Raw genomic sequence first — 20,236 nt, 5'->3', positions numbered from 1 at the left:
CCAAGAGGTAGAGAATCATGCCTAATTCAAGAAACTCGAACTCGGGAAACACCACCAACGATCGAACGAAGGCGTCTGAAGCCGGTCGCAAAGGTGGGAAAACTACCACCACGACTGTCGATAAAGAGCCTGCGAAACCAGATATGGGCCGCAAAGGTGGTCAGAAGTCGAAGTAGTGGTGGAGGTAGTTTTGATTGAGAGGCGGGAGCGTAAGCTCCCGTTTGAATTTTTTACGAGGAGGGCGCGACCATGAGCCGGATGGCCACCCGATTACGCAATGCCAGTTTTGCCACGTTACTGGGCCTGTGTGCCAGCAGTGCCTTTGCCCAGTCCCCCGCCGAATTCATCAACGATGCGTCGGCCAAAGGCATGGCCGATATCGAAGCCAGCCGCCTGGCGCACCAGAAAACCGAATCAAAAGAGGTCAAGGACTACACCATCGTCGTTATCAATGACCGCACCACCGCCAATCAGCATCTGGCGAAAATCGCCAAGCAGCTCGATTTGCCGGTGGCCCCGCGCGAAGAGGTCGTCGATAAAGCCAAAGCCTTGATGCCGCAAGTGAAGGACGGCGCGAGCTTCGACCAGGCCTACGCGGCCAGTCAGGTGAAAACCACTCAGGAAGCCATCGAACAGCTTCAACAGCAAGCGCAGACCACCGACGTGCCTGAAATCAAAGCGTTTGCCGAGGAAACCCTGCCCAAACTGCAGAACCACCTGCAAATGGCCAGGGTGTTGCAAGCTAGCCGATAGTTACCCGGTCCGCGGGTGACCTGGTCACCCGTGAATCCTGGATCAACATTCATTCAAATCCTACTTCTTGGTTCCTGGACGACGGTGCCGTCCAGTGAAATCGTTTCGCCCTCGCCAAGTTGCCGATACTGCTTTCTCAGCGCTTCCAACTGCTTCAGGTCCAGCGATTCGAGCCCCAGCATCGCGTTCTGCGCCTCTTTCGTTACTCGCAGCAACTCATCGACCTTCAAATGCAAAATGTCCGTGTCGCGGTTCTGAGTGTTCTGAATCAGGAACACCATCAGGAACGTAATGATGGTGGTCGAGGTATTGATGATCAGCTGCCAGGTATCGTCGAAATGAAAAACAGGCCCGCTCAGGCCCCACAGGAAAATCAGAACAATCGCCCCCAGGAACGTCCGGGGACTGCCGGCCCACAGGGCAAGTTTTTGCGAGATTTTTGCGAATTTCATTGCCGTGTTCCTTATAGGGATGCGTCTGGTTTTCAGACAGCGACGGTGTGTGGGAAATTCTTATTACATTTACATGTTCAATAAAAAACCGATCCATGAGGTCGGTTTTTTTGGATTTCTGTTCACTCCGTCAACTTCACGTCCACTGCCCAACTGAAGTATCCCAACGGCTCGCAGCCTTTATTGATCAGCATGAATTTCAGAGCGCACGTCTCAACCCCTGTGGTGAGCTGCGTGCAGTGCCAGTAATGATCATCGGCCGTGTGGCTGCCCGGTTGGGTCGGGTTTTCGGGGGCGGGTGCGGGGACAGTCAGGTCTGCGTGGACCACCAGTTCAGGCGGTGAAAGTACCCCGGCATCACCTACAGACCTCTCGTAGAACACCACGCTGTGTTCGGCGAGCAGGCTGACGGTCCTGCCACGGATATGAAAGTCCTTTCCGTTACTGGCGAGAAGCGTCATTAAGCTGTCATTTGTTGTACTTTGTGTTGTGTTTGTGCCGCTGATGGCGAAGATGAAACCTTCCTCAATCTCGGTAGGGTTTTGCGGCTCAAGACTGGGCTGCGGATAACGTGAAAGCAGCGATTCGGCATCGACGATCAGCAGCACATTATTGGCTGGCGCGATACTCGCCGAGGGGGAGGCAATCGGTTCGGAAGTCATCATGGATTCCTTTCATGATGTTGATGCAAGACGGCAGCCGCATCGGTTCAAAGACATCCCGTCACGGCCGAGGCGGCAACAAACTCGGTAGGCCCCTCGTTGCCAAGGGGCCTGGTCATCGTCAATTACGGATGGTAATGAACGGATCCCACGAGCAGCAGCCGACAATCTTGCAGTCGCGATCAACGATCAGGAAATGGAAGTGGTAGGTCACGCTACCGCACGAAAGGGTTTCCGAAGACCAGTAATGGTTATCGACTTTCTGGCAGCTCGGCACCGATGGGTTGCTGGTGTTGGGAACGGCAACACAGGCGGTAGCCTTGCGCGGCGTGGGGGTGGAGATCAATTCGTTGCCGACGTTGCCAACGAACTTGTAGAAAATCACTGCCGTCTCGAAGCTCTGCGACAGACTGGTTTCACGCCAGCGAATCAAGTCGCCCACCTGGGCTCTCAAGTTAAGTTCGCCGCCTGCCTGGCCGCTGACCACGTTGTTCTGATTGGTCACCATGTACCCATGATTGACGTCGATCAGCGTTGGCGACGCAGGATTCTTGGCTGATGTTCGGGTGGTTTTTCAGAATGGTTTCGGTGTCGATGGAAACAAGTACATCCGTGATTCGAGACATAGTAACGCTCCATTTTCATAGTGAATGCCTGGTATCTTTCCAGGCACCACAACGCTTGCTTGCCTTGCGGTCGTTGCGAAAACACTACGGGCGGAACCCACCTGGCACGGGCATGAGCTGGCCTTGCGAACGGTCGGTTTAGTTATGAATTCAGACGATTTGGCGATTAGAAAGCGCTCATTCAAATTCTCGTTGTTGTTGGCACCAGTTATACATCCGCACTGGGAGCAGCGTAATAATGGCTGGCATTGGCAGCGAGGGGGCTGGGTCAACTGACCATCGTTCGCCATAGGTCGGATAGGACAGAGCACATCGGTCGGCGTATCGTAGCGAACCGTTATCTGCCCTGCCCATGACAACGCACCGACAGGAGAACGCAATGAGTTGGTCCGCCAAACAATACGTCGCTTTTGAAGATGAACGCACACGCCCCGCGCGTGACCTGCTGGCCGCAATACCTGCAGTGGAAGCGCGCTCGGCAATCGACATCGGTTGCGGCCCCGGCAATTCGACCGAGTTGCTGGTTGAGCGCTTCGCCAATGCCACGGTGCGTGGCTTGGACAGTTCGACCGATATGATCGACGCCGCCCGCAAGCGCCTGCCTCAGGTGCAATTCGATACGGCTGACATTGATACCTGGAACGAGAACGGCCCGTTCGATGTGATTTTCGCCAACGCGGTGTTGCAGTGGGTGCCCGATCACGCAACGCTATTGCCTTCGCTGGCGGCCCGACTGACCCAGGGCGGCAGCCTGGCCATTCAGATGCCCGACAATCTCAACGAGCCGTCCCATCGTCTGATGCGCGAAGTCGCTGCCGATGGGCCGTGGGCCAGCAAGTTGGCGGACGCCGCCGGGCAACGCACGGAAATGGCGAGCGCCAGCGATTACTACTCGATGCTGCGCTCCCACTGCGCCCGGGTCGATATCTGGCGCACCACCTACCATCACCCGCTCGCGGGTGGCGCGTCGGGTGTGGTCGAGTGGTTCAAAGGCAGCGGATTGCGGCCGTTTCTCCAACCGCTGGATGAGGCGGAAAAAGCGCAATACCTCAACCAGTATCAAGCCGCGCTCGAGCAGGCGTATCCCGCCCTAAGCGATGGTTCGGTGCTGTTGCCATTCCCGCGGTTGTTTATTGTCGCGACCCGTTAGTGCAAAAAGGGACGGATCACGCTGAACGTTATCTGTCCCTTTGCTTGGCACTCAGCGCTGAACGCTGACCAGCATCATCATCGGGCGCTCCCGCTCTTCGGCCAGGGCCGGTTGCGCCGCCATTTCTGCATTGGTCGGCCCCCATTCGTTGACATGCTGGATCCTGAAATCTGCGCCAATCAGCGTATTGAGCAAGGTGCCGATGGTTCGGTGCTGCTTGATCACGCCTTCGGCCAACCAGTTGGTCACACGCTCTCCTTCCAATTGATAACTGTCCACCGGCCAGCGCTTGTTACCTTCGCTATCAATCAGCCAGCCCGGATTGCGCGGGGCCATGAAGATCGGGTGTTCAATTGAAAATACGAAGCGTGAACCGGGTTTAAGGGCCGCGTGGATTTTGGCGAACAGTCCTGGGAGATCCTTGATGTAGTGCAGCGCCAGAGAGCTATAGGCGAGGTCGAAACTGGCTGCGGGTAAAGCGAGTTGTTCCAGATCGGCACGGGCGTATTGGATATTCGTCGCCGACGTAGTGTTGCGTGCCTGCTCCAGCATTTTTTCCGAGACGTCCAGGCCGAGCACGCTGTCGGCACCTTGATCACTGGCCCAGCGGCAGAACCAGCCGTATCCGCAGCCGAGGTCGACCACCTTCAGGCCTTTCATTGATGGCAGCATTGCTTTGAGCGCAGGCCATTCCGGTGCTGCGTCGAGGCCGCCAATGGAACGGGCTATTTGGCTGTAGCCCTGGAAAAATTCTGGATCGTCGTAGATATTTTGAGTCATGTTCGGGGGGCTCTGTTGAGATCGTTCACGGGCAGCACCTGATGTGCGGCCGATTGGGTTCCCTCGGAGGTTTATGGCGCGTGTTCGCTGATGGCCGCGCAGGGGAGAGGGTGGTTGAAGATAGGGGAGATGCTAGCGGGTTGAGCGGGGAAGGGGAACGGGGTTGGGCGTGGGGGGTTTATAAGCAGTGCTCTTATCAAAGAGAGCCGGCCATTCAGGGGTATTGCCGATCAGTAAAAAAATTGCAGGCAACACACACTTTTTGTAGCAGCTGGCGAAGCCTGCGTTCGGCTGCGAAGCAGACGTAAAATCAGGTGATGTGGTGTTTCAGGAGGTCCGCGCGTACAGGGTTTACGACTGCTGCGCAGCCGAACGCAGGCTTCGCCAGCGGCTACAAATTGAGGACACCCCGAAAGAGGCGTCCCGTATCACATCAGAACTATTGCGCATCAATACGTCGAGCAATGACGTCCAGCACATCGCAGCCATCGCGCAAGGGAATGCAGCAGAGCATTGCGAAGTCGCTGAGAATCACCGAATCGGTGGTGATGTCGCCGCGCATTGCGAGGTTTTCCAGGATCTGCGTAACCGCACCAATTCTGTAGCGGGCAGTGCTCAGCAGTGAATGCAGCGGTTGGGTGGTATTTACATACAGCGAGGGAAGGTCGTCGGCGTTGCTGGTTAAAGCCATATATTCGTTCATGAGTGATTACCGTTAGTAGGTGAAAGACCTACCACTCAATCGTCGCCAAACAAAAGGGTGGTAGCTGTACGCGGGTTGGCGAACCGGACAACGGTAAAACCGGCAGACCCAAAGGTCTCCCACGCACAGCCACCAAAAAAAGCGCAGCCAGGTGCAGTCAGAAACGCTCCGAAAAAACTCCGAGGCTTCTGGGTCGTTGTCATCGAGTCGCCAAACCCGATACGCCATTTGGGCGTGAACGGACTATAGGCTTCGTGACAAAAACACAGCAATGCGCAAGTGTACGGACAATTCCCAGAGTCGTGTAGGACCTTGCCTTTCTGGAGGCCGACTTCGCTCAGAGCCCCAAATAATGGGGGGAGAACCAGCGTTTCACCAAATCTCATGCACAAAAAAACCGGCCATCAAGGCCGGTTTTTCTTTACTGCATCCCCCGTCAAAAAACGACGTGAGACCAAAATTCGATTGGAGCGGGTGAAGGGAATCGAACCCTCGTTATCAGCTTGGGAAGCTGGAGTAATGCCATTATACGACACCCGCTCAGAGCGGCTGACTTTGTACCAGATGTGCGCGTGGAAATGAAGTTTTTCTTTGTGCGCGATGGCTTTATCGCCGGGTGAAACACATGCAGTGACCGCGTGACGGTCATTCGCGGGCAAGCCTTGCTCCTACAGGGCGAAGCTTGCTCGCGATGACTCTGTTTCAGATGGCCAATGCATGTTGGTCCTGCATGTAGTGGTAACGCGGTCGGCTTTCGTGTTGCGAAGGTTTCAGAAAGCCCAGCAATGCGGTGCGGCTGTCTCGGCAAGCAGCTTTGTGTTCCATGTCGAGAAAGTGCCCGGTCGCCCCAAGGGTGGTGAAGGTGGCGTGTTGCACATGGTTGGCAAACAACTGAGCGCCATCGGCAGCGGTGTACTCGTCCCATTCGCCGTTCATGAACAGCACGGGCACCTTGATTTTCTCCGCGGCTTTCAGAAAGCACTGGCGATCGCTGTTGAGCAGGTCGCTGATGTGGTAGTGCATCTGCCCGTATTCATGCTCGGCAAGGGAACTGACGTGCCGATAATTGAAACGCTTGAACAGTGTCGGCAAGTGTTTGCCGATGGTGCTGTTCACCAGGTTGCCGACCCGGTCCCCGTCCCGGCTGCCGAGGTAATCGACACCGCGCTCGAGGTAGTCGAGCATGTGCGCGTTGATCTCCGGGGAGAACGAGCTGATCACGGCTTTTTCGATTCGTCGTGGCTGGTGGGCCAGGGCGACCAGGGTTGCGGCGCCACCCCAGGAAAACGACAGCACGTGTTCGGCGCCAAAGTGGTCGATCAGTTCCAGGAGGATTTGCCCTTCGACTTCCTTGGACAGCATTTTCTCATGCAGGTTGTGGGCTTTGGACTTGCCCGCGTAGGGCTGGTCGTAGCAAACCACATTGAACTGCGGGTGAAGATTTTTCACGGTTTGTGCAAACGACGCAGTCGTGGCCATCGAGCCGTTGACCAAAATAATGGTCTTCTCTGCGGCGTCTGCGCGATAGAACTCCGTGTAAACCCGATACTGACCCTGTATATCCAGCACAGCGATTTCTGGCCTCATGTCATAAGACTCCTGGCAAGCGGGTATGCGTGCAAATCAGATTGCACGAGCTTTGTGACAGGTAGGCATACGCCTGGAATTTGAGAGGCCCATGTCGATCCATTGCAGTCCGGTCGACGGGTATTGTTATTGGCGGGCAGTTTGCCGGGGGAGAGGCGGAACCTGAGGGTTCTCTACCGGCAAAAAAGTTTCTTAGAAGTATGTTGTGACTAGCCGGTCACATTTCGGCCGGCGTCCTGATTCAAGCAGCGGTCACGTCATCGCGCAAGTATCTTTGGCAAATTGTTCGACAACTTCTGCTGAGCGGTCGCCTGCTTAGATCAATTGAATCTCTTCGGTGCGTAATGCGCGGTACTCGCCCGGTTTCAGCGCACTGTCGAGCACCAGCGGGCCCATGCTTTCGCGGTGCAGGCGCAGCACCTTGTTGTCGAAATGGCCGAACATCCGCTTCACCTGGTGATACCGACCTTCGACAATGCTCAGCCGCGCCGATGTTGCCCCGAGCAGCACCAGCTCGGCGGGTTGGGTGGTGAGATCCTCAAAGGCGAAGTACAGCCCCTCGGTGAACGCGACGGCATACTCCGGGCCAATGTCCTGCTCGGTCTCGACGTAATAAACCTTGGGCAGTTTGGTCTGTGGTTGGGTCAGGCGTCGCGACCAGCTGCCGTCGTTGGTGATCAGCATCAGACCGGTGGTGTTGAAGTCCAGCCGACCGGCGATGTGCAGCTCATCCTTGTCCGGCTCATGGATCAGGTCGAGTACGGTCGGGTGCTCCGAATCACGGGTGGCGCTGACGCAGCCGGCTGGTTTGTGCAACATGAAGTGACGCACCGGTTTGCCGACTTGCAGCACCTCGTCATCGACGTCGACACGGCTGAACTCGCGTACTTCGGCGTGAGGGTCACTGACGATTTCCCCGTCGATCCTGACGCGCTTTTCCACCAGCAACAGACGCACCTGCTTACGGTTGAAGCGCGGCAGGTTGCTGAGGAAACGGTCAACACGCATGGTTAGAGGTCGGTGGGAAAAGGGCCGCGCATCTTACGTGATTGGCCGGGCGGATGCTTGCAACTGCGCCTCGACCCGAGCGCAGCCGGGGCACAAACAGGATGTGTCGGGCAGGCCGGCCGGCAGCGCTTCGAGCACTGCCGGGTCGATGCTGACGCCGTAGCACCAGCAGGCTCGATCGGCGGTTCGCGGGTCGGCCAGTGTACAGTCGTTGGAGGCGCCGCACGCTGGGCAGAGGTCAGGCTTGCTCATTTAGGGTTATGCATAACTGGAGTGAGGCATTTCCACGCAGGTGCGGTTACGGCCGGCTTGCTTGGCCCGGTACATCGCATGATCAGCCCTCGAGAGCAGCGTGTGCAAGGTGTCATCGGTCTGCAGGGTGGTAACGCCGATGCTCACGGTCAGCTGCAAGGCCTTATCGTTGTAGGCATAACGCTGTTGCTCGACATGCTGACGAATTTTCTCGGCGATCATCAGACCGGTCTCACCGTCAGTGTCCTTGAGTAGCACGATGAACTCCTCACCGCCCCAGCGGCAGACAATGTCGGAATGTCTCAGACAGCTCTCCAGATCCCGAGCGAAACCAATCAGCACCTGATCGCCGGCAAGGTGGCCGTAGGTGTCGTTCAAGGCCTTGAAGTGGTCCAGATCCAGCAGCATCGCGGTCAGTGGTTTGGGCTCGCGCTGGGCTTCGTGCATGGCTTGCGCCGCCAGCAAGTCGAAGCCGCGACGGTTCGGCAACTCGGTCAGGCTGTCGAGGATCGCCTGGGCCTGGATCTTGCCCTGATAGCGCTTGATCACCCGGTTGAGCAGGATCAGCACAATCAGCGTGACGATCAGGCAGATCAACAGGTTGAGGTACAGCGACTGGCGGATTTCACTGAGGGCGCCGTCTTCGCGTTTGTCGACGAACAAGTACCAGTTCAGCTCCGGAATGAAACGCACATTGAGGAAATGTCCCTGGCCCCGGACGGAGTATTCGTAGCTGCCGCTGTGTGGCTTGGGCAACTGACTGACGAGGCTTTTCATACTGTCGAGTTCGCCGAGACTCTGCCCGATCTTCGCGCCTTGCGGGCCGCCCTCGGTCCCGGTGAGCACCAGGCGTCCGAAGTTGTCGACGAAGTACACGCTGCGCTGGTAACGCTGCTGGTATTTGTCGATCAGCTTGATCACCGCATCCACCGTCAGACCGACGCCCGCCGCGCCGATGAAACGGTTGTTGTAGTCGTAGACCTTGTAGTTGATGAAGAAGGTCAGGTTGTCCTTGTTGGCAAGGTCCGGGTCGACATTGATTTCGTAGGGATCGGCCATGTCTCGTACGCGGAAATACCACGCATCGCGGGGTTCAGTGACTTTGACCTGTTTGAGTACGCCCTTGGCGTGGTAGTAGGTGAGGCTGGTGTTGGAGACGAAAAAAGCGGTGTAGGCGCCGTAGTGGGTCATGACCTCGTTGAGGTAACGGGTCATTTTCTCGGGGTCTTTTTCGCCGTTCACCACCCAGTCGCGCATGAAGGTGTCGCGGGACATCATCGAGGAAATCAGGATCGGTCTGACGAGGTCTTTCTGGATTTCCGAGTAGACCGTGTCCGACGTCAGCGGCAGTTCGGTGTTGATGATGTTGTCGCGGATCGACGCTCGCGAGGCGTAGTAACTGAGGAAGGACGTGGCGAGAAAACCTGCGCCCAGCAGCGCGATCAGCGTGAGGACCAACGAACGTTGCGAATACAGCGGCGAGTGAAGCGGCATGACGATTCCGTTGGCAGTGACCCGATGGCAGGCATTCTAATGGCACTGTGGGGAAATAACTGCTGCATTTGTGGGGGGAATGGCGGGCGATTTTGAATGTCTTGATAAAGAGCTGAGTTGTTGGGCAGATCGACCCCTCACCAGCCCGCTCCCCAGTGGGGAGAGGGAGAGGGAGAGGGGGTCGCCTTCAGATTCGATCCAAATGCTCAGGTATGACCGGGTCACCGGATTTCACATCCAGCTGCGCCCGCACATCTTCAAACATGGCGTCGTACTCCTTATGTATCGTGCCGATACTGGCCTCTTTGGGCATCCCGTACTTCTGCGCAATGCGCGTGGCATGCCGGGCGAAGTCGAATGCCTGATCCTTGGGCAAGAAGAACTCTTCCTTCAGGTCCTTACCCTCGACTGAACCATGCATCTTGAAGAGCATGCCTTGACCTTCCTTGGGGTCCTGGGCGACTTCATAGTCGATGCTCAGGCTGAAACTGTAATCTTCCTTGTTCAGCGCGTGGCGCTCGATGTGCAGGTGACCGGGCTCGAACGTTGCCATTGGCGTCTCTCCTTCAAAAAGGCATTGAATCAGAGCAGACCTCAAGCCTGCCCTCGGAGTTTCTTTTATTGATCGCTAATCCGGGTGTCGCCGAGTCCGAGAGTGAACCGATCATCACGACTTTTCCAGTCTGTCGGGAGAACTTGGTTCATCCTGGTCAGCGTGGTCTCATCGGCAATTGGAGGTGTTATGACGGTGCTGCTGGAGTTCCTGCCGCCCTATGACTGGCCGGCGATGCTGGGGTTCTTGTCGGCGCGGGCGATTGTTGGGGTCGAGGTCGAGGTCGATGGCGTTTACTCGCACAGCACCGGGTTGAACGGTGTTCATGGCACACTTTCGATCAAGTCCACTGCGCACGATGCGCCCCCAATTCAGAAGCCGGAATCGCCCACTGCAACGGCGTCCCGATAATCTTCAGCGGCACCTGCAACCGATGCGCCGGTCCCCAGGGCGTCTGCTCAACCAACAGCCCTTGATCGCTGTCATCTTCTGCCCGCAACGGCTCATCCGTCCCCGCGCCGTTTTCAATCAGCAACTTCGCCGTACGCGCCAACGACAACCGCGCCGATCCACTACGCCCCAACAATCGAATCGCACTGGCCGCCATCAAATACCCGGTAGCGTGATCGAGCGCTTGCAATGGCAATGGCGTCGGCTTGTTCGCGTGTTTCCACTGCATGCCAGTGTCGGCGATCCCGCTGCTCATTTGTACCAGGCTGTCGAAACCGCGGCGGTTCTGCCACGGGCCGCTCCAGCCGTAGGCATTGAGGCTGACATCGATCAGGCCGGGCGCCAGTTTCTGGCGTTCGGCGACGCCGTAACCCAGGCGTTCCAGTGCATCCGCGCGGTAGCCGTGAAGCAGAATGTCAGCGTCCTTGAGCAGGCTTTCGAACACCGTGCGATCCGTCTTGTCGTGCAGGTCCAGGCGCGCGCAGCGTTTGCCCAGGGTGACTTCGGGCACCACGCCGGGTTCGTTCCAGATCGGTGGGTCGATACGCAAAACGTCGGCGCCAAGGCCTGCCAGAAAGCGGCTGGCAATCGGGCCGGCGAGCACTCGGGTTAAATCCAGGACCTTGATCCCGGCCAGCGGTTGCGCCACCGAGCCTTGCCATGGTTTCGCGTTCTGTCGGCGGTTGTCAGCAAACTGAATCAGCGGCTCGGCGTTCACGGCCTGGCCTTGGGGATGCGCCTGCCATTGCGCCCAGGTGCGCATCTCGGCGGCGCAGCCACCGGCATCGACCACGGCCTGCTCCAGATCACGTTTGACCCATTGAGCAACCTTGCTCGCCATCGCTGCACGGTCGGCACAGGCGCCGAGCACTTTTTCGGCAGCGGCGCGGTGATGGGGTGCATTGGTGTGCAGGCGGATCCAGCCATCCTGTGTGGCGTAGTCACCGGCAACCGGGTCCCAGAGCGGCGGGACGCTCCAGCCTATCGGGCGGATCGAAGTGGCGAACCAGAAAGAGGCCAGGCGGCGGTCGACCTCAAGGGGGGGCAAGCGACCGGTTTGTTGCCGGAGCCATTCGCTGACAGCCTGGCCGGCAGCGGCAATGCTGGCGCACGCCAGGTCGGTGACGGCAAACGCCGAGGGCAGGGCGCCGCTCGAGGTGAACTTGACCTGGGTATGAGGCAAGCCGAGTGCGGCTTGAATGGACGTGAGTAAATCAGTCATCGAAGGCCCTCCGGAACGAGAGCTCGATCATAGTTGATAGATCGTTCCCACGCTCCGCGTGGGAATGCCTCACCGGACGCTCCGCGTCCGCTTTGGGGACGCAGAGCGTCCCTGGCTGCATTCCCACGCAGAGCGTGGGAACGATCATTACACCCTGAACTGATCCATCAATTTCATCTGATGGGTGGTCAACGCGTTGAGCTGGCTGCTGATCTGCGCTGACTCGGTGGCCTGCCCGGTCAAGGTTTCGGTGACGGTGCGGATCGCCGAGACGTTGCGGTTGACCTCTTCGGCCACGGCGCTCTGCTGTTCGGCGGCGCTGGCGATTTGCAGGTTCATGTCGCTGATGACCGTCACCGCGTCGCTGATTTTGCTCAAGGCCTGCACCGCTTGCTGGATCTGTCCGGCGTTGCTGTGGGCCTGGGTCTGGCTCGAATGCATGGTGGCAACCACGCCGCGAGTGCCGGTCTGGATGCGTTCGATCACGATGCGAATTTCTTCCACTGAATCCTGTGTGCGTTTGGCCAGGTTGCGCACCTCATCGGCGACCACCGCAAACCCGCGACCGCTCTCGCCGGCACGGGCTGCTTCAATCGCCGCGTTGAGCGCCAGCAGGTTGGTTTGTTCGGCGATGCTGCGGATCACTTCGAGCACCGAGCCGATCTGCTCGCTGTTGACCGCAAGCGCTTCGACTTCCGTCACCGCTTTGCTGACTTCGTCGGCCAGTTGATTGATGTCGCGGGTGCTGCGTTCGATGATCGACATGCCGTCACGGGCCGACTGGTCGGCACCCTTGGCCGCGTTAGCCGCGTTCGAGGCACTGTTGGCGACGTCGTGGGCGGTGGCGCTCATTTCGTTGGACGCGGTGGCGACCTGGTCGATTTCGCGGAACTGCACCTGCATGCCTTCGCTGGTCTGGCGGGCGATTTCCGAGGACTGGTCGGCCGTGCCGCGCGCATCGGTGATGCTTTGTTTGATCTGCGCGATGGTCGGTTGCAGCTTGTCGAGGAAACGGTTGAACCAGCTCACCAGTTCGCCCAGTTCGTCTTTCTTGCCGTAGTGCAGACGCTGAGTCAGGTCGCCGTCGCCGCTGGCAATCGCCTTGAGCATCTCGGCCACGCTATTGATTGGCCGAGTCACGCCGGACGCCGTGAGCCAGATCAGCAACAGTCCGACCAGGCCGGCAATTACCGCCACCAACACCGCTTTGAGGGTGCCGCTTTGCTGGGCGTCATCGAGTACGGCTTGCAACTTTACCGAGTCGGCCAGCAGCACTTGTTTCGGCAGGTCGATCACCACGCCCCAGGCTTTGGACTCGGCAATCGGACTGACCGGGTACACCGCGCGAATCAGGTCGCCCTGTTCGAGGATCTTCGGCGTGCCAGCGCTGAGCATTTGCAGGACGTCCTTGCCGTCCGCGCCCAAGGTGTCACCGATGCTTTTACCGACCTTGCTCGCGTCCTCGCTGTAACCGGCGAGCACGCCGCTGCCGGAGACGATCAGCATGTGCCCGGCGCTGTTGAACAGATCACGTTGGGAGTCGACAGTCGCCGCTTGCAGCGCGTCGAGGGCAATGTCCACACCGACCACGCCGATGGATTTGCCATCCACCAGCAGCGGTACGGAAATGGTCGTCATCAGCATTTCCTTGCCGCCGACGGTGTCGGCATAGGGGTCGAGCAGGCAGGTCCGCTTGCTGTCGCGAGGGCAGGTGTACCAGCTGTTGTAGGGTGTGCCGCTAAGGCTCAAGGTGGTTTTGGTCATGTCGTCTTCGACCATGATCGTGTTGATCCCGGCACCGCCGGCACGGCTCCAGTAGCTGGCGAAACGACCGGCTTCGTTGGACTGGCGAGCCGCATCGTTGGCGAACTCGCTGTCTTTGCCGTCCAGCCCGTTGGGCTCGAACGCCAGCCAGATCCCCAGCACTTTGCTGTTGCGATCGAAGGCGGTTTTCAGACTCTGGTTCAACTCTTCGCGCAGGGCGCCAGCTTCAAGGGAGCGCTTGCTCGCCAGGGTGCGCAAGTCCTTGATCTGATCGGCCAGGGCGGTCACCACCAGCAGACTTTCGCCGAAGGTCTTCTGCACCCGCACCGCTTGCTCGGCGGCCTTGGCCTGGAGCAGGTTCTGCACACTGGCGGTGAGCATCTTGCTGCTGGAGGCACTGACCAGTTCATCGTTCTGATCGGTCTGGTAGAGGTTCATGCCGACGATCAAGACGACCACGCCAAGCAGGCACAGACCGGACAGCAGGACGATTTTCAGGCGGATGGAGAGAGAGTCGAACATAGGACGAACTCGCGAATGGATGAGGTGTTGGCTGTGAGTCGGGATCGACCCGGCTTGCCAAGTCCATTCAGCGCCATTTCATGCACATCGGCGGGGGCGGCGGTTGCATGAACGCAAATCCGACGAACGGTAGCAGGTAAACGTTTGCGCAGGAAAATGCCCTGAAAAGGACAGAAATTCAGGAGATTGTCGGCAGTGATTCCGGCCGTGACCAGATCCACACATTACCCAGGCTCATGCCGGCGATGGCCAGGTAAATCGGCCAGCCATGATCGAGCATCACCAGCATCAACCCGGCGCCCAGCAGCATGCTGACGGTGGCGCTGACCTTGGCTCGGCGGGCGATGATTTTGCCGTTGCGCCAGTTACACAGGATCGGTCCGAACAGCCGGTGATTTTCCAGCCAGGCACTCAGGCGCGGCGAACTTTTGGTCGCGGCCCAAGCAGCCAGCAGGATGAACTCGGTGGTCGGCAGGCCGGGTACGACGATGGCGATCAGGCCGATGCCCAGGCTGACGTAGGCCAGCAGGCCGAAGAGGATTCGCGCGAGTTTTGAAGTGGTGCTCATAAAGTTTACGGTGACTTGTAGGAGCGAGCGGTGCGGCGATCCGACTTGCCCGCGAATGGTACGACGCGGTACTTCAGACAGACCGCGTTATCGTTTTTCGCGGGCAAGTCGGATCGCCGCATCGCTCGCTCCTACAGGTGCGGTGTTGTCAGGCGAGTTCAGGGGTGGAGGCGTAAGCCTGTTCCAGCAGCACGGTAAAGCGGTTGAACGCATTGATTGCGCCTTTCTCCACTTCAGCTTCTTCCTGAGCGCTGAACGCCAGCCCGTCGAGGGTTTTGACGAAACTTTTCCAGCCTTCAGCGCGGCCACCGGCCGGTTCCGCGAGGTGACGAGCGCCGAAGGTTTCGCTCAACCCCAGGCCTACGGCACGCTTGATCAGGAACGCCGCACCGAGTTTCGAGCCTTCAGACACGAAGAGCCAACCCAGGGCCTCGGCTTTGGCTGGATTCTTCACGGCACCTGCGACGGGCGCCGGCACTTCAGTGTCCAGATCAGCCAGGTCAGCCTTGGCCGCTTCCGCACGGCAGCGTGCCGGCAGGTCCGCAACGATGGACGTCAGCTCGGCATCGTTGTACAGCGACACCAGTTCCGACTGAAACAAATATTGAGCAACCACGAAACGCGCGAAGTTGGCCTGGGTTTCAAACGGTGCGTGCGTTTTGACCAGCGCATCGAGTTGGGTGTGAGGTTCATGGGTGATCTGGTTCAAGCGTTGCGAACGCAGAGTCGGGCGTTGAGCAGTGTCCTGAGTGGTCATGAGAAGTCCTTGAGAAAAAGAGGCGCTTGGTAACGAGACGAATGACGGGGCGCCGGACAGTAAAAAAACCTCCCGGCGCTGCTTCTATTCCGCGGCGCCGTGAGGTGAATCAGGTCAGATGTCCCAGACCAGATTGACCGCGAAGTTGCGACCCGGTTGAGTCAGGCGATCGAGGTTGGCCGGTTGCGTCACCGAGGCTTCGCCGACGCTGTCGTAACCGCGCACGTCGTCCCACTGCCAATACTTTTTGTTGGTCAGGTTGTAGAGGCCGGCGTTGACGGTTACATCGTCGGTCACCTTGTAGAAACCGGCCAGGTCGAGCACGCCATAGCCCGGGGTCTTGAACTGGGTGCTGGTGCCGTCCGGTGTTTTGAAGCTGGTGCTGTCGACGCGGGTCTTGCGTTTAACCAGTGTCCAGCTCAACAGGGCACCGTAGTTGTCCTGGTCATAACCCAGACCGAACACGCCGGTCAGCGGGTTGATACTGTTCAGCGGCTCGCCGCTGTCATCGTTGCGGCCATAGAGGTAGGCCACCGAACCTTGGGTGTAGAGACCGTTTGGTGCGCCGAAATTATCCAGGTTCAGGCGACCCTTGAGCTCCAGACCCTTGATGGTGGCGTGCTTGATGTTGTTGCTCTGGAACGTGGTCTCGGTGTAGCCGGGAGTCATGGCGTTTTCGTCGATGAAGTCGCGGTATTTGTTGTAGAACACCGCCATATCGAAAGTGCCCGCCTCAAACTGGCCGCGCAAACCGGTTTCATAACTCTTGCTCTTTTCCGGCTCCAGGTCGGGATTAGGTGCGACCTGATAGCCGCCGGCCAGGTTTTCGAAGCGACCATACAGGGCCTTGGCGGTCGGCGTCCGGAAGCCCTCGGCGTACTGGCCATACCCGGTGTAGTTGTCGTTGAAGCTATAGGTGGTGCCGAATTTTGGCGACAGACGATGCCAGGTTTTGGTGTCATCGCTCACCGCACCGTTGCCGCTCTGGTCTGCGGTGGCCAGGAACTCGTCCGTGATGTGTGGCTTGAGCTGGGTATAGTCATAGCGTGCACCGGGCAGGAAAGTCCAGTTGCCCCAGCTGATCTGATCCTGAGCGAACACGCTGTAGCTGTTGATGGTCGGGTCCGGGAAGTCGCTGGCGGGTTTCAGGGTGTCGGCAGCGCTGGCGGCACCGATGACCCGGCAGGCGCCGGCCACTGTCAGGCAGGTGCCGCTGCCGGTACGCAGACCGGTGACTTTGTCCTGTTTGAGGGTGGTGCCATAGGTGACACGGTGATCGGTGTCGGCGATGGCAAACGACTTGTCAGCCTGGGCATCGAACACCCATTGGCGATCCTTGTAGGTGGTATCGCGGTTGCGCAGCACGGTGCGCGACGGCGCGTAGATTTCTTCGGTGCGCTGGTCGGTCTTGGCGATCTGGTAGTTCAGCGTCCATTTGATGTTGTCAGCCAGGACGCTGTCCAGGCCGAAGCTGTGTTCCAGACCGAAGCGTTCGCGGGTGACGGTGTCGTTGCCGGTACGGGATTTATAGAAGCCGAAACCGCGTCCTGCGTTGAACGGGCCGCCCACCGCGCTCAGTTGGTTAGTGTCGCGGTCGTCCTTGTAGTGCTCGTAGGTCAGACCGAAGCGCGCATCGTCGGCGTAGTCCCAGCCCAGCTTGGCCAGCACGTTGGTGGTGCGCACGTCCTCGGGGTTGGCCTCGGTGCGGGTCAGGCCGGTGCCGCCGGTTTCGCCGTAGGATTCTGTTTCATGACCATTGCGCTGACTCAAGTGCAACAGGCCGTCGAAGTCGCCGGTGCGACCGGCCACGGTACCGGAGGTCAACCAGCTGTCGTCGGCCGAGCTGTAGCCGGTCTTCAGGCGTGCGCCGACGTCTTTGCCCGGTTTGATGATGTCGTCCGGGTCCAGCGTGTAGTAGCTGACCGCGCCGCCGATGGCGTTGCTGCCGTAGAGCACCGACGCCGGGCCGCGCAGGATCTCGACGCGCTTGACGATCTCGGGGTCGACGTAGTTGCGGTTGGTCTGGGCGTACGGGCCGTTGAAGAAGCTGTCGGGCACCTGCACACCGTCGATCTGGGTCAGTACGCGGTCGCCGTCGATGCCGCGGATGTTGTAGCCAGTGAGACCGGCGCGTTGACCGGCGCCGCTCACCGAAACACCGGGCTCGTAGCGCACCAGATCCTTGATGTTATTCACATTGTTACGGTCCAGCGCTTCGCGGGTCTGGACGGTGACGGTGCTCGGCACGCTGTTCACGTCCTGTTCCTGACGGGTGGCGCTGATGGTCACCTGTTCCAGGTTGAGCGCGCCGCTGTTGCTGCGCTTCTCCAGCACGATGTTGTTGTTGCCCAGTTTGCGATAGCTCAGGTTGGTCCCCACCAACAGGCGATCGAGGGCTTTCTCCGGCAGTAGCGAACCCCGTACGCCCGGCGAGGCCACGCCTTCAGCCAGTTCTGCCGGCAAGCCAACTTGCCAGCCTGTCACGGCGGTAAAGGCATTGAGTGCCGAGACCAGCGACTGCTGAGGGATGGCGAACGCGTAATCGCCCATGTTGCGGGTCGGTTGCTCTGCAGCGGTGGCGGCCATCAGCGGCGCGCTGCCTGCCATCAGGATGGCGGCGGTCAGCAGCGTCAGCAGGCGAGAAGGTGAAGAGGGTTGGCGGGTAAGGCGAGAGGACATCGATAGCGCTCCGTGTCGCACGAATCTGTATAGGTGCTGGTTGGCATCCAGAGATGCGAATCAATTGCATTGGCTATAACGAGACGTACGGGGTTTGGCTATCGAGTAAAAATAATTCTCATTTAGTTCAAGATGACCAGCGCCGGGAATTCCTGAAGCCGCGCCGAGGTGATGTGGGCCAGCGAACGGACCACGTCCAACGGCTGGTCGAGTCGGTAATTGCCGGTGACAGCGATGTCGGCCAACTGCTCGTTGTTGTTGATGATGATCCAGCCTGGATAGTAACGACGCAGCTCCGCCAGCACCTGGCTCAGCGGACAGTTTTCGAACACCAGTCGACCCTGGACCCACGCCAGATCGGTCTCGGCATCGAGTTTGGCGGGGCGATCAAATCCGTTGGGGCCGATGCGGATGCTTTCTCCGGCGGACAATCGAATTCGCGCGTCGTCGCGGGTCGCTCGCAAGTCGACATCCCCACGCTGCACCCGAACCTGTGCCACACCGTCCAGATATCGCACCGCAAATGCGGTGTCCCGAACGCTGGCCTTGACTGGTCCGGCGTCGATTTCCAGCGGCTGGCCGCGATTGCCCGCCACCTCGAAAAACGCTTCGCCCTGATACAAGCGGGCAATGCGCTGTTGATCGTTGATGGTGCTGGAGAAGGCCGAATTGGTATTGAGCAGGACCTTCGAGCCGTCCTCCAATTGCAGACGTTGACGTTCACCGACCACGGTCAGGTGATCAGCCTGCAGGCGCATGGGCAGATTGCTGAAACTGAACACACCGAGGATCAGCACGGCGGCGGTGGTCAGCGGTTTCCAGTGAGGCCGCAGGCGCGACAGGACAGTCACTTTCGGCGGGCGGGCGGCCAGGCTTTGCGCACATTGCACGACCTGCGGGCCCTCCCAGATCGCCTGAGCCTTGGCGAACGCCTCGGCATGCAACGGATTGGCGGCCAGCCAGTCGTGAAACTGTCGGGTCTGTTCCTCGCTCGGACTGTCCAGCACGATCAGCCAGTCCAGGGCCTGGTCCATCGCACGTGCGGGGTCCCGCGCTGGGGAGGGCGGAGGGGGGGCGGGGGGAGGCACTGGAAGCGTGTCCGTCACGGTGTTTCCTCGGCAGTGTCTTGGCACGGCTGTTTTTTTAATGAGGCTTGAAAGTGGGGCAAGGGTAGCAAAGCCCTGTGGACTCAGTCGCCGTTTAACCGTTCGGCCACGCCGACGCAGACCGCCATGATCAGTTTCAGCTCCTTTTGCACGGTGCTCAATGACACGCCGAGCTTCTCGGCGATCTCCAGATAGCTGTGCCCGTGCAGACGGCTGAGGATAAAAATCTGCTGCTGACGGGGGCTGAGCTCATTGAGGCTCACGTTCAAACGCTCAAGCAATTGTTCGGCATGGGCGGCGTCCTCGGCACTGCTGGCGGGGGCGGCGACGCTTTCCACCACGTCAAGCGGGACGTTGTCGAGCAGGGTGCGGGACTGAATGCGCCGCGCACGCAAATGGTCCAGCGCCAGGTTGCGGGCGGTCTGGAAAACGAAGGGTTCAAGGTGATCGATGGCCCGCTCACTGAGCGCCCGGGTCACTCGCAGGTAGGTCTCCTGCAGGAGGTCTTCGGCGGTGCTGTGATTGTTGACCATCCGCTCCAACGTGCGCAGCAGAGAGACTCGCTGGGCGATGAAGACGTGATTGAAGCGAGATTGACTCACGGGAGGACCTGATCCATTTCGAGCAAATGATAATGCTTATCATCCGCTCGAGTGGTCAAGTATTGATTTGTGAAGGTTTAGGCGCGACCCAACAGATAGGTCGCGTAGTCGGGGATCCGGTGTTCGTGCGCCTGCTCCATCATCGGGCTGCTGAGCAGGTAGTCGGCACTGCATTCGTTACAGGCGACGGGAATGTTCCAGACCGCCGCGACTCGCAATAACGCCTTGATGTCCGGGTCGTGCGGCTGTGGTTCGAACGGGTCCCAGAAGAACACCAGCATGTCGACCCGCTGCTCGGCGATTCGCGCACCGAGTTGCTGGTCGCCGCCCAACGGGCCGCTGATCATGCTCTCCACAGGCAAATCCAGGCGTTGTTGCAACAACAACCCGGTGGTGCCGGTGGCGACCAGTTCATGCTGTGCGAGCCTGCCTTTCTGCCGCTCGGCCCAGTCCAGCAAAAACACCTTGCAGTGGTCATGGGCGACCAAGGCAATACGCTTGCGCGCTGCCATGGTCTTTTGCGTAAAGCTGATACCGATCATCGAA

At 59.1% G+C, this 20,236-nt stretch carries 19 protein-coding genes, 1 tRNA gene and 4 pseudogenes; 4 read left to right on the top strand and 20 right to left on the bottom strand.

What is annotated here, in order from left to right; translation table 11 throughout:
- Positions 1-17: 17 nt before the first annotated feature.
- Complete coding sequence (locus ACYZT3_RS22595; RefSeq protein ID WP_282382899.1) at positions 18-176, top strand: stress protein; 159 nt, start codon at positions 18-20, stop codon at positions 174-176.
- Between the two features lie 73 nt (positions 177-249).
- Positions 250-753 carry a DUF4142 domain-containing protein gene (locus tag ACYZT3_RS22590; protein ID WP_282382897.1) on the top strand — a complete coding sequence of 168 codons (504 nt, stop codon included), beginning with the start codon at positions 250-252 and terminating at the stop codon, positions 751-753.
- A gap of 53 nt (positions 754-806) precedes the next feature.
- Here the strand turns inward: ACYZT3_RS22590 and ACYZT3_RS22585 are convergent, their stop codons facing one another.
- From ACYZT3_RS22585 to ACYZT3_RS22575, 3 genes and pseudogenes are all read right to left on the bottom strand, one after another.
- Positions 807-1,205, bottom strand: a complete 399-nt coding sequence (locus ACYZT3_RS22585) for a low affinity iron permease family protein (protein ID WP_282382893.1) — start codon at positions 1,203-1,205, stop codon at positions 807-809.
- Positions 1,206-1,327: 122 nt separating this feature from the next.
- Positions 1,328-1,867 (bottom strand): AidA/PixA family protein, encoded by a 540-nt coding sequence (locus ACYZT3_RS22580; protein ID WP_462032411.1) that lies wholly within the window; start codon positions 1,865-1,867, stop codon positions 1,328-1,330.
- Between the two features lie 121 nt (positions 1,868-1,988).
- A pseudogene (locus tag ACYZT3_RS22575) lies at positions 1,989-2,493 on the bottom strand (inclusion body family protein).
- A gap of 379 nt (positions 2,494-2,872) precedes the next feature.
- Here ACYZT3_RS22575 and tam point away from each other — a divergent pair.
- Positions 2,873-3,643 carry a trans-aconitate 2-methyltransferase gene (gene tam, locus ACYZT3_RS22570; protein ID WP_462030808.1) on the top strand — a complete coding sequence of 257 codons (771 nt, stop codon included), beginning with the start codon at positions 2,873-2,875 and terminating at the stop codon, positions 3,641-3,643.
- A gap of 51 nt (positions 3,644-3,694) precedes the next feature.
- Here the strand turns inward: tam and ACYZT3_RS22565 are convergent, their stop codons facing one another.
- The 8 genes from ACYZT3_RS22565 to ACYZT3_RS22530 all read right to left on the bottom strand — a co-directional run bounded on the left by ACYZT3_RS22565 (position 3,695) and on the right by ACYZT3_RS22530 (position 10,020).
- Positions 3,695-4,423, bottom strand: coding sequence for a class I SAM-dependent methyltransferase (locus ACYZT3_RS22565; RefSeq protein ID WP_462030807.1), 729 nt, complete (start codon positions 4,421-4,423; stop codon positions 3,695-3,697).
- A gap of 439 nt (positions 4,424-4,862) precedes the next feature.
- Positions 4,863-5,126 carry a short-chain dehydrogenase gene (locus ACYZT3_RS22560; protein WP_282382883.1) on the bottom strand — a complete coding sequence of 88 codons (264 nt, stop codon included), beginning with the start codon at positions 5,124-5,126 and terminating at the stop codon, positions 4,863-4,865.
- A gap of 466 nt (positions 5,127-5,592) precedes the next feature.
- A tRNA-Gly gene (locus ACYZT3_RS22555) sits at positions 5,593-5,666 on the bottom strand.
- 162 nt (positions 5,667-5,828) lie between these two features.
- Positions 5,829-6,713 carry an alpha/beta fold hydrolase gene (locus tag ACYZT3_RS22550; protein WP_282382881.1) on the bottom strand — a complete coding sequence of 295 codons (885 nt, stop codon included), beginning with the start codon at positions 6,711-6,713 and terminating at the stop codon, positions 5,829-5,831.
- A gap of 315 nt (positions 6,714-7,028) precedes the next feature.
- The gene (locus ACYZT3_RS22545; protein WP_462030806.1) at positions 7,029-7,721 is read right to left on the bottom strand and encodes a pseudouridine synthase; all 693 of its coding nucleotides are present in this window, start codon (positions 7,719-7,721) and stop codon (positions 7,029-7,031) included.
- Between the two features lie 33 nt (positions 7,722-7,754).
- Positions 7,755-7,973, bottom strand: a complete 219-nt coding sequence (locus ACYZT3_RS22540) for a cysteine-rich CWC family protein (RefSeq protein ID WP_462030805.1) — start codon at positions 7,971-7,973, stop codon at positions 7,755-7,757.
- 6 nt (positions 7,974-7,979) lie between these two features.
- Entirely contained in the window at positions 7,980-9,467 is a 1,488-nt protein-coding gene (locus tag ACYZT3_RS22535) for a sensor domain-containing diguanylate cyclase (RefSeq protein ID WP_462030804.1), read from the bottom strand.
- A gap of 187 nt (positions 9,468-9,654) precedes the next feature.
- A complete protein-coding gene (locus ACYZT3_RS22530) occupies positions 9,655-10,020 on the bottom strand; it encodes a DUF5064 family protein (RefSeq protein ID WP_282382873.1) in 366 nt (121 codons plus the stop codon).
- 189 nt (positions 10,021-10,209) lie between these two features.
- Here ACYZT3_RS22530 and ACYZT3_RS22525 point away from each other — a divergent pair.
- Positions 10,210-10,383 (top strand): annotated as a pseudogene (locus ACYZT3_RS22525) (AlkA N-terminal domain-containing protein); the annotation flags it as partial.
- Here the strand turns inward: ACYZT3_RS22525 and ACYZT3_RS22520 are convergent.
- The 9 genes and pseudogenes from ACYZT3_RS22520 to ACYZT3_RS22480 form a co-directional block, all read right to left on the bottom strand.
- Entirely contained in the window at positions 10,361-11,692 is a 1,332-nt protein-coding gene (locus tag ACYZT3_RS22520; protein ID WP_282382870.1) for a CoA transferase, read from the bottom strand. The pseudogene ACYZT3_RS22525 and the gene ACYZT3_RS22520 sit on opposite strands and share 23 nt — an antisense overlap.
- Before the next feature lie 147 nt (positions 11,693-11,839).
- Positions 11,840-12,367 (bottom strand): annotated as a pseudogene (locus ACYZT3_RS22515) (methyl-accepting chemotaxis protein); the annotation flags it as partial.
- Positions 12,368-12,697: 330 nt separating this feature from the next.
- Positions 12,698-13,837 (bottom strand): annotated as a pseudogene (locus ACYZT3_RS22510) (methyl-accepting chemotaxis protein); the annotation flags it as partial.
- 319 nt (positions 13,838-14,156) lie between these two features.
- The gene (locus ACYZT3_RS22505) at positions 14,157-14,546 is read right to left on the bottom strand and encodes a YbaN family protein (RefSeq protein ID WP_462030803.1); all 390 of its coding nucleotides are present in this window, start codon (positions 14,544-14,546) and stop codon (positions 14,157-14,159) included.
- 148 nt (positions 14,547-14,694) lie between these two features.
- Positions 14,695-15,303, bottom strand: a complete 609-nt coding sequence (locus ACYZT3_RS22500) for a biliverdin-producing heme oxygenase (RefSeq protein ID WP_462030802.1) — start codon at positions 15,301-15,303, stop codon at positions 14,695-14,697.
- 114 nt (positions 15,304-15,417) lie between these two features.
- Entirely contained in the window at positions 15,418-17,982 is a 2,565-nt protein-coding gene (locus tag ACYZT3_RS22495; protein WP_462030801.1) for a TonB-dependent receptor, read from the bottom strand.
- Between the two features lie 122 nt (positions 17,983-18,104).
- Positions 18,105-19,016, bottom strand: a complete 912-nt coding sequence (locus ACYZT3_RS22490) for a FecR family protein (RefSeq protein WP_462030800.1) — start codon at positions 19,014-19,016, stop codon at positions 18,105-18,107.
- A 155-nt stretch (positions 19,017-19,171) separates the two neighbouring features.
- Positions 19,172-19,690, bottom strand: a complete 519-nt coding sequence (locus ACYZT3_RS22485; protein ID WP_282377289.1) for an RNA polymerase sigma factor — start codon at positions 19,688-19,690, stop codon at positions 19,172-19,174.
- A 77-nt stretch (positions 19,691-19,767) separates the two neighbouring features.
- Positions 19,768-20,232, bottom strand: a complete 465-nt coding sequence (locus ACYZT3_RS22480; RefSeq protein ID WP_282377288.1) for a methylglyoxal synthase — start codon at positions 20,230-20,232, stop codon at positions 19,768-19,770.
- Positions 20,233-20,236 lie beyond the last annotated feature (4 nt).

This window comes from Pseudomonas sp. MDT1-16 (assembly GCF_054898115.1).
Note: the sequence above shows the minus strand (reverse complement) of the source record. Positions and strands in the feature narration are given on the sequence as shown.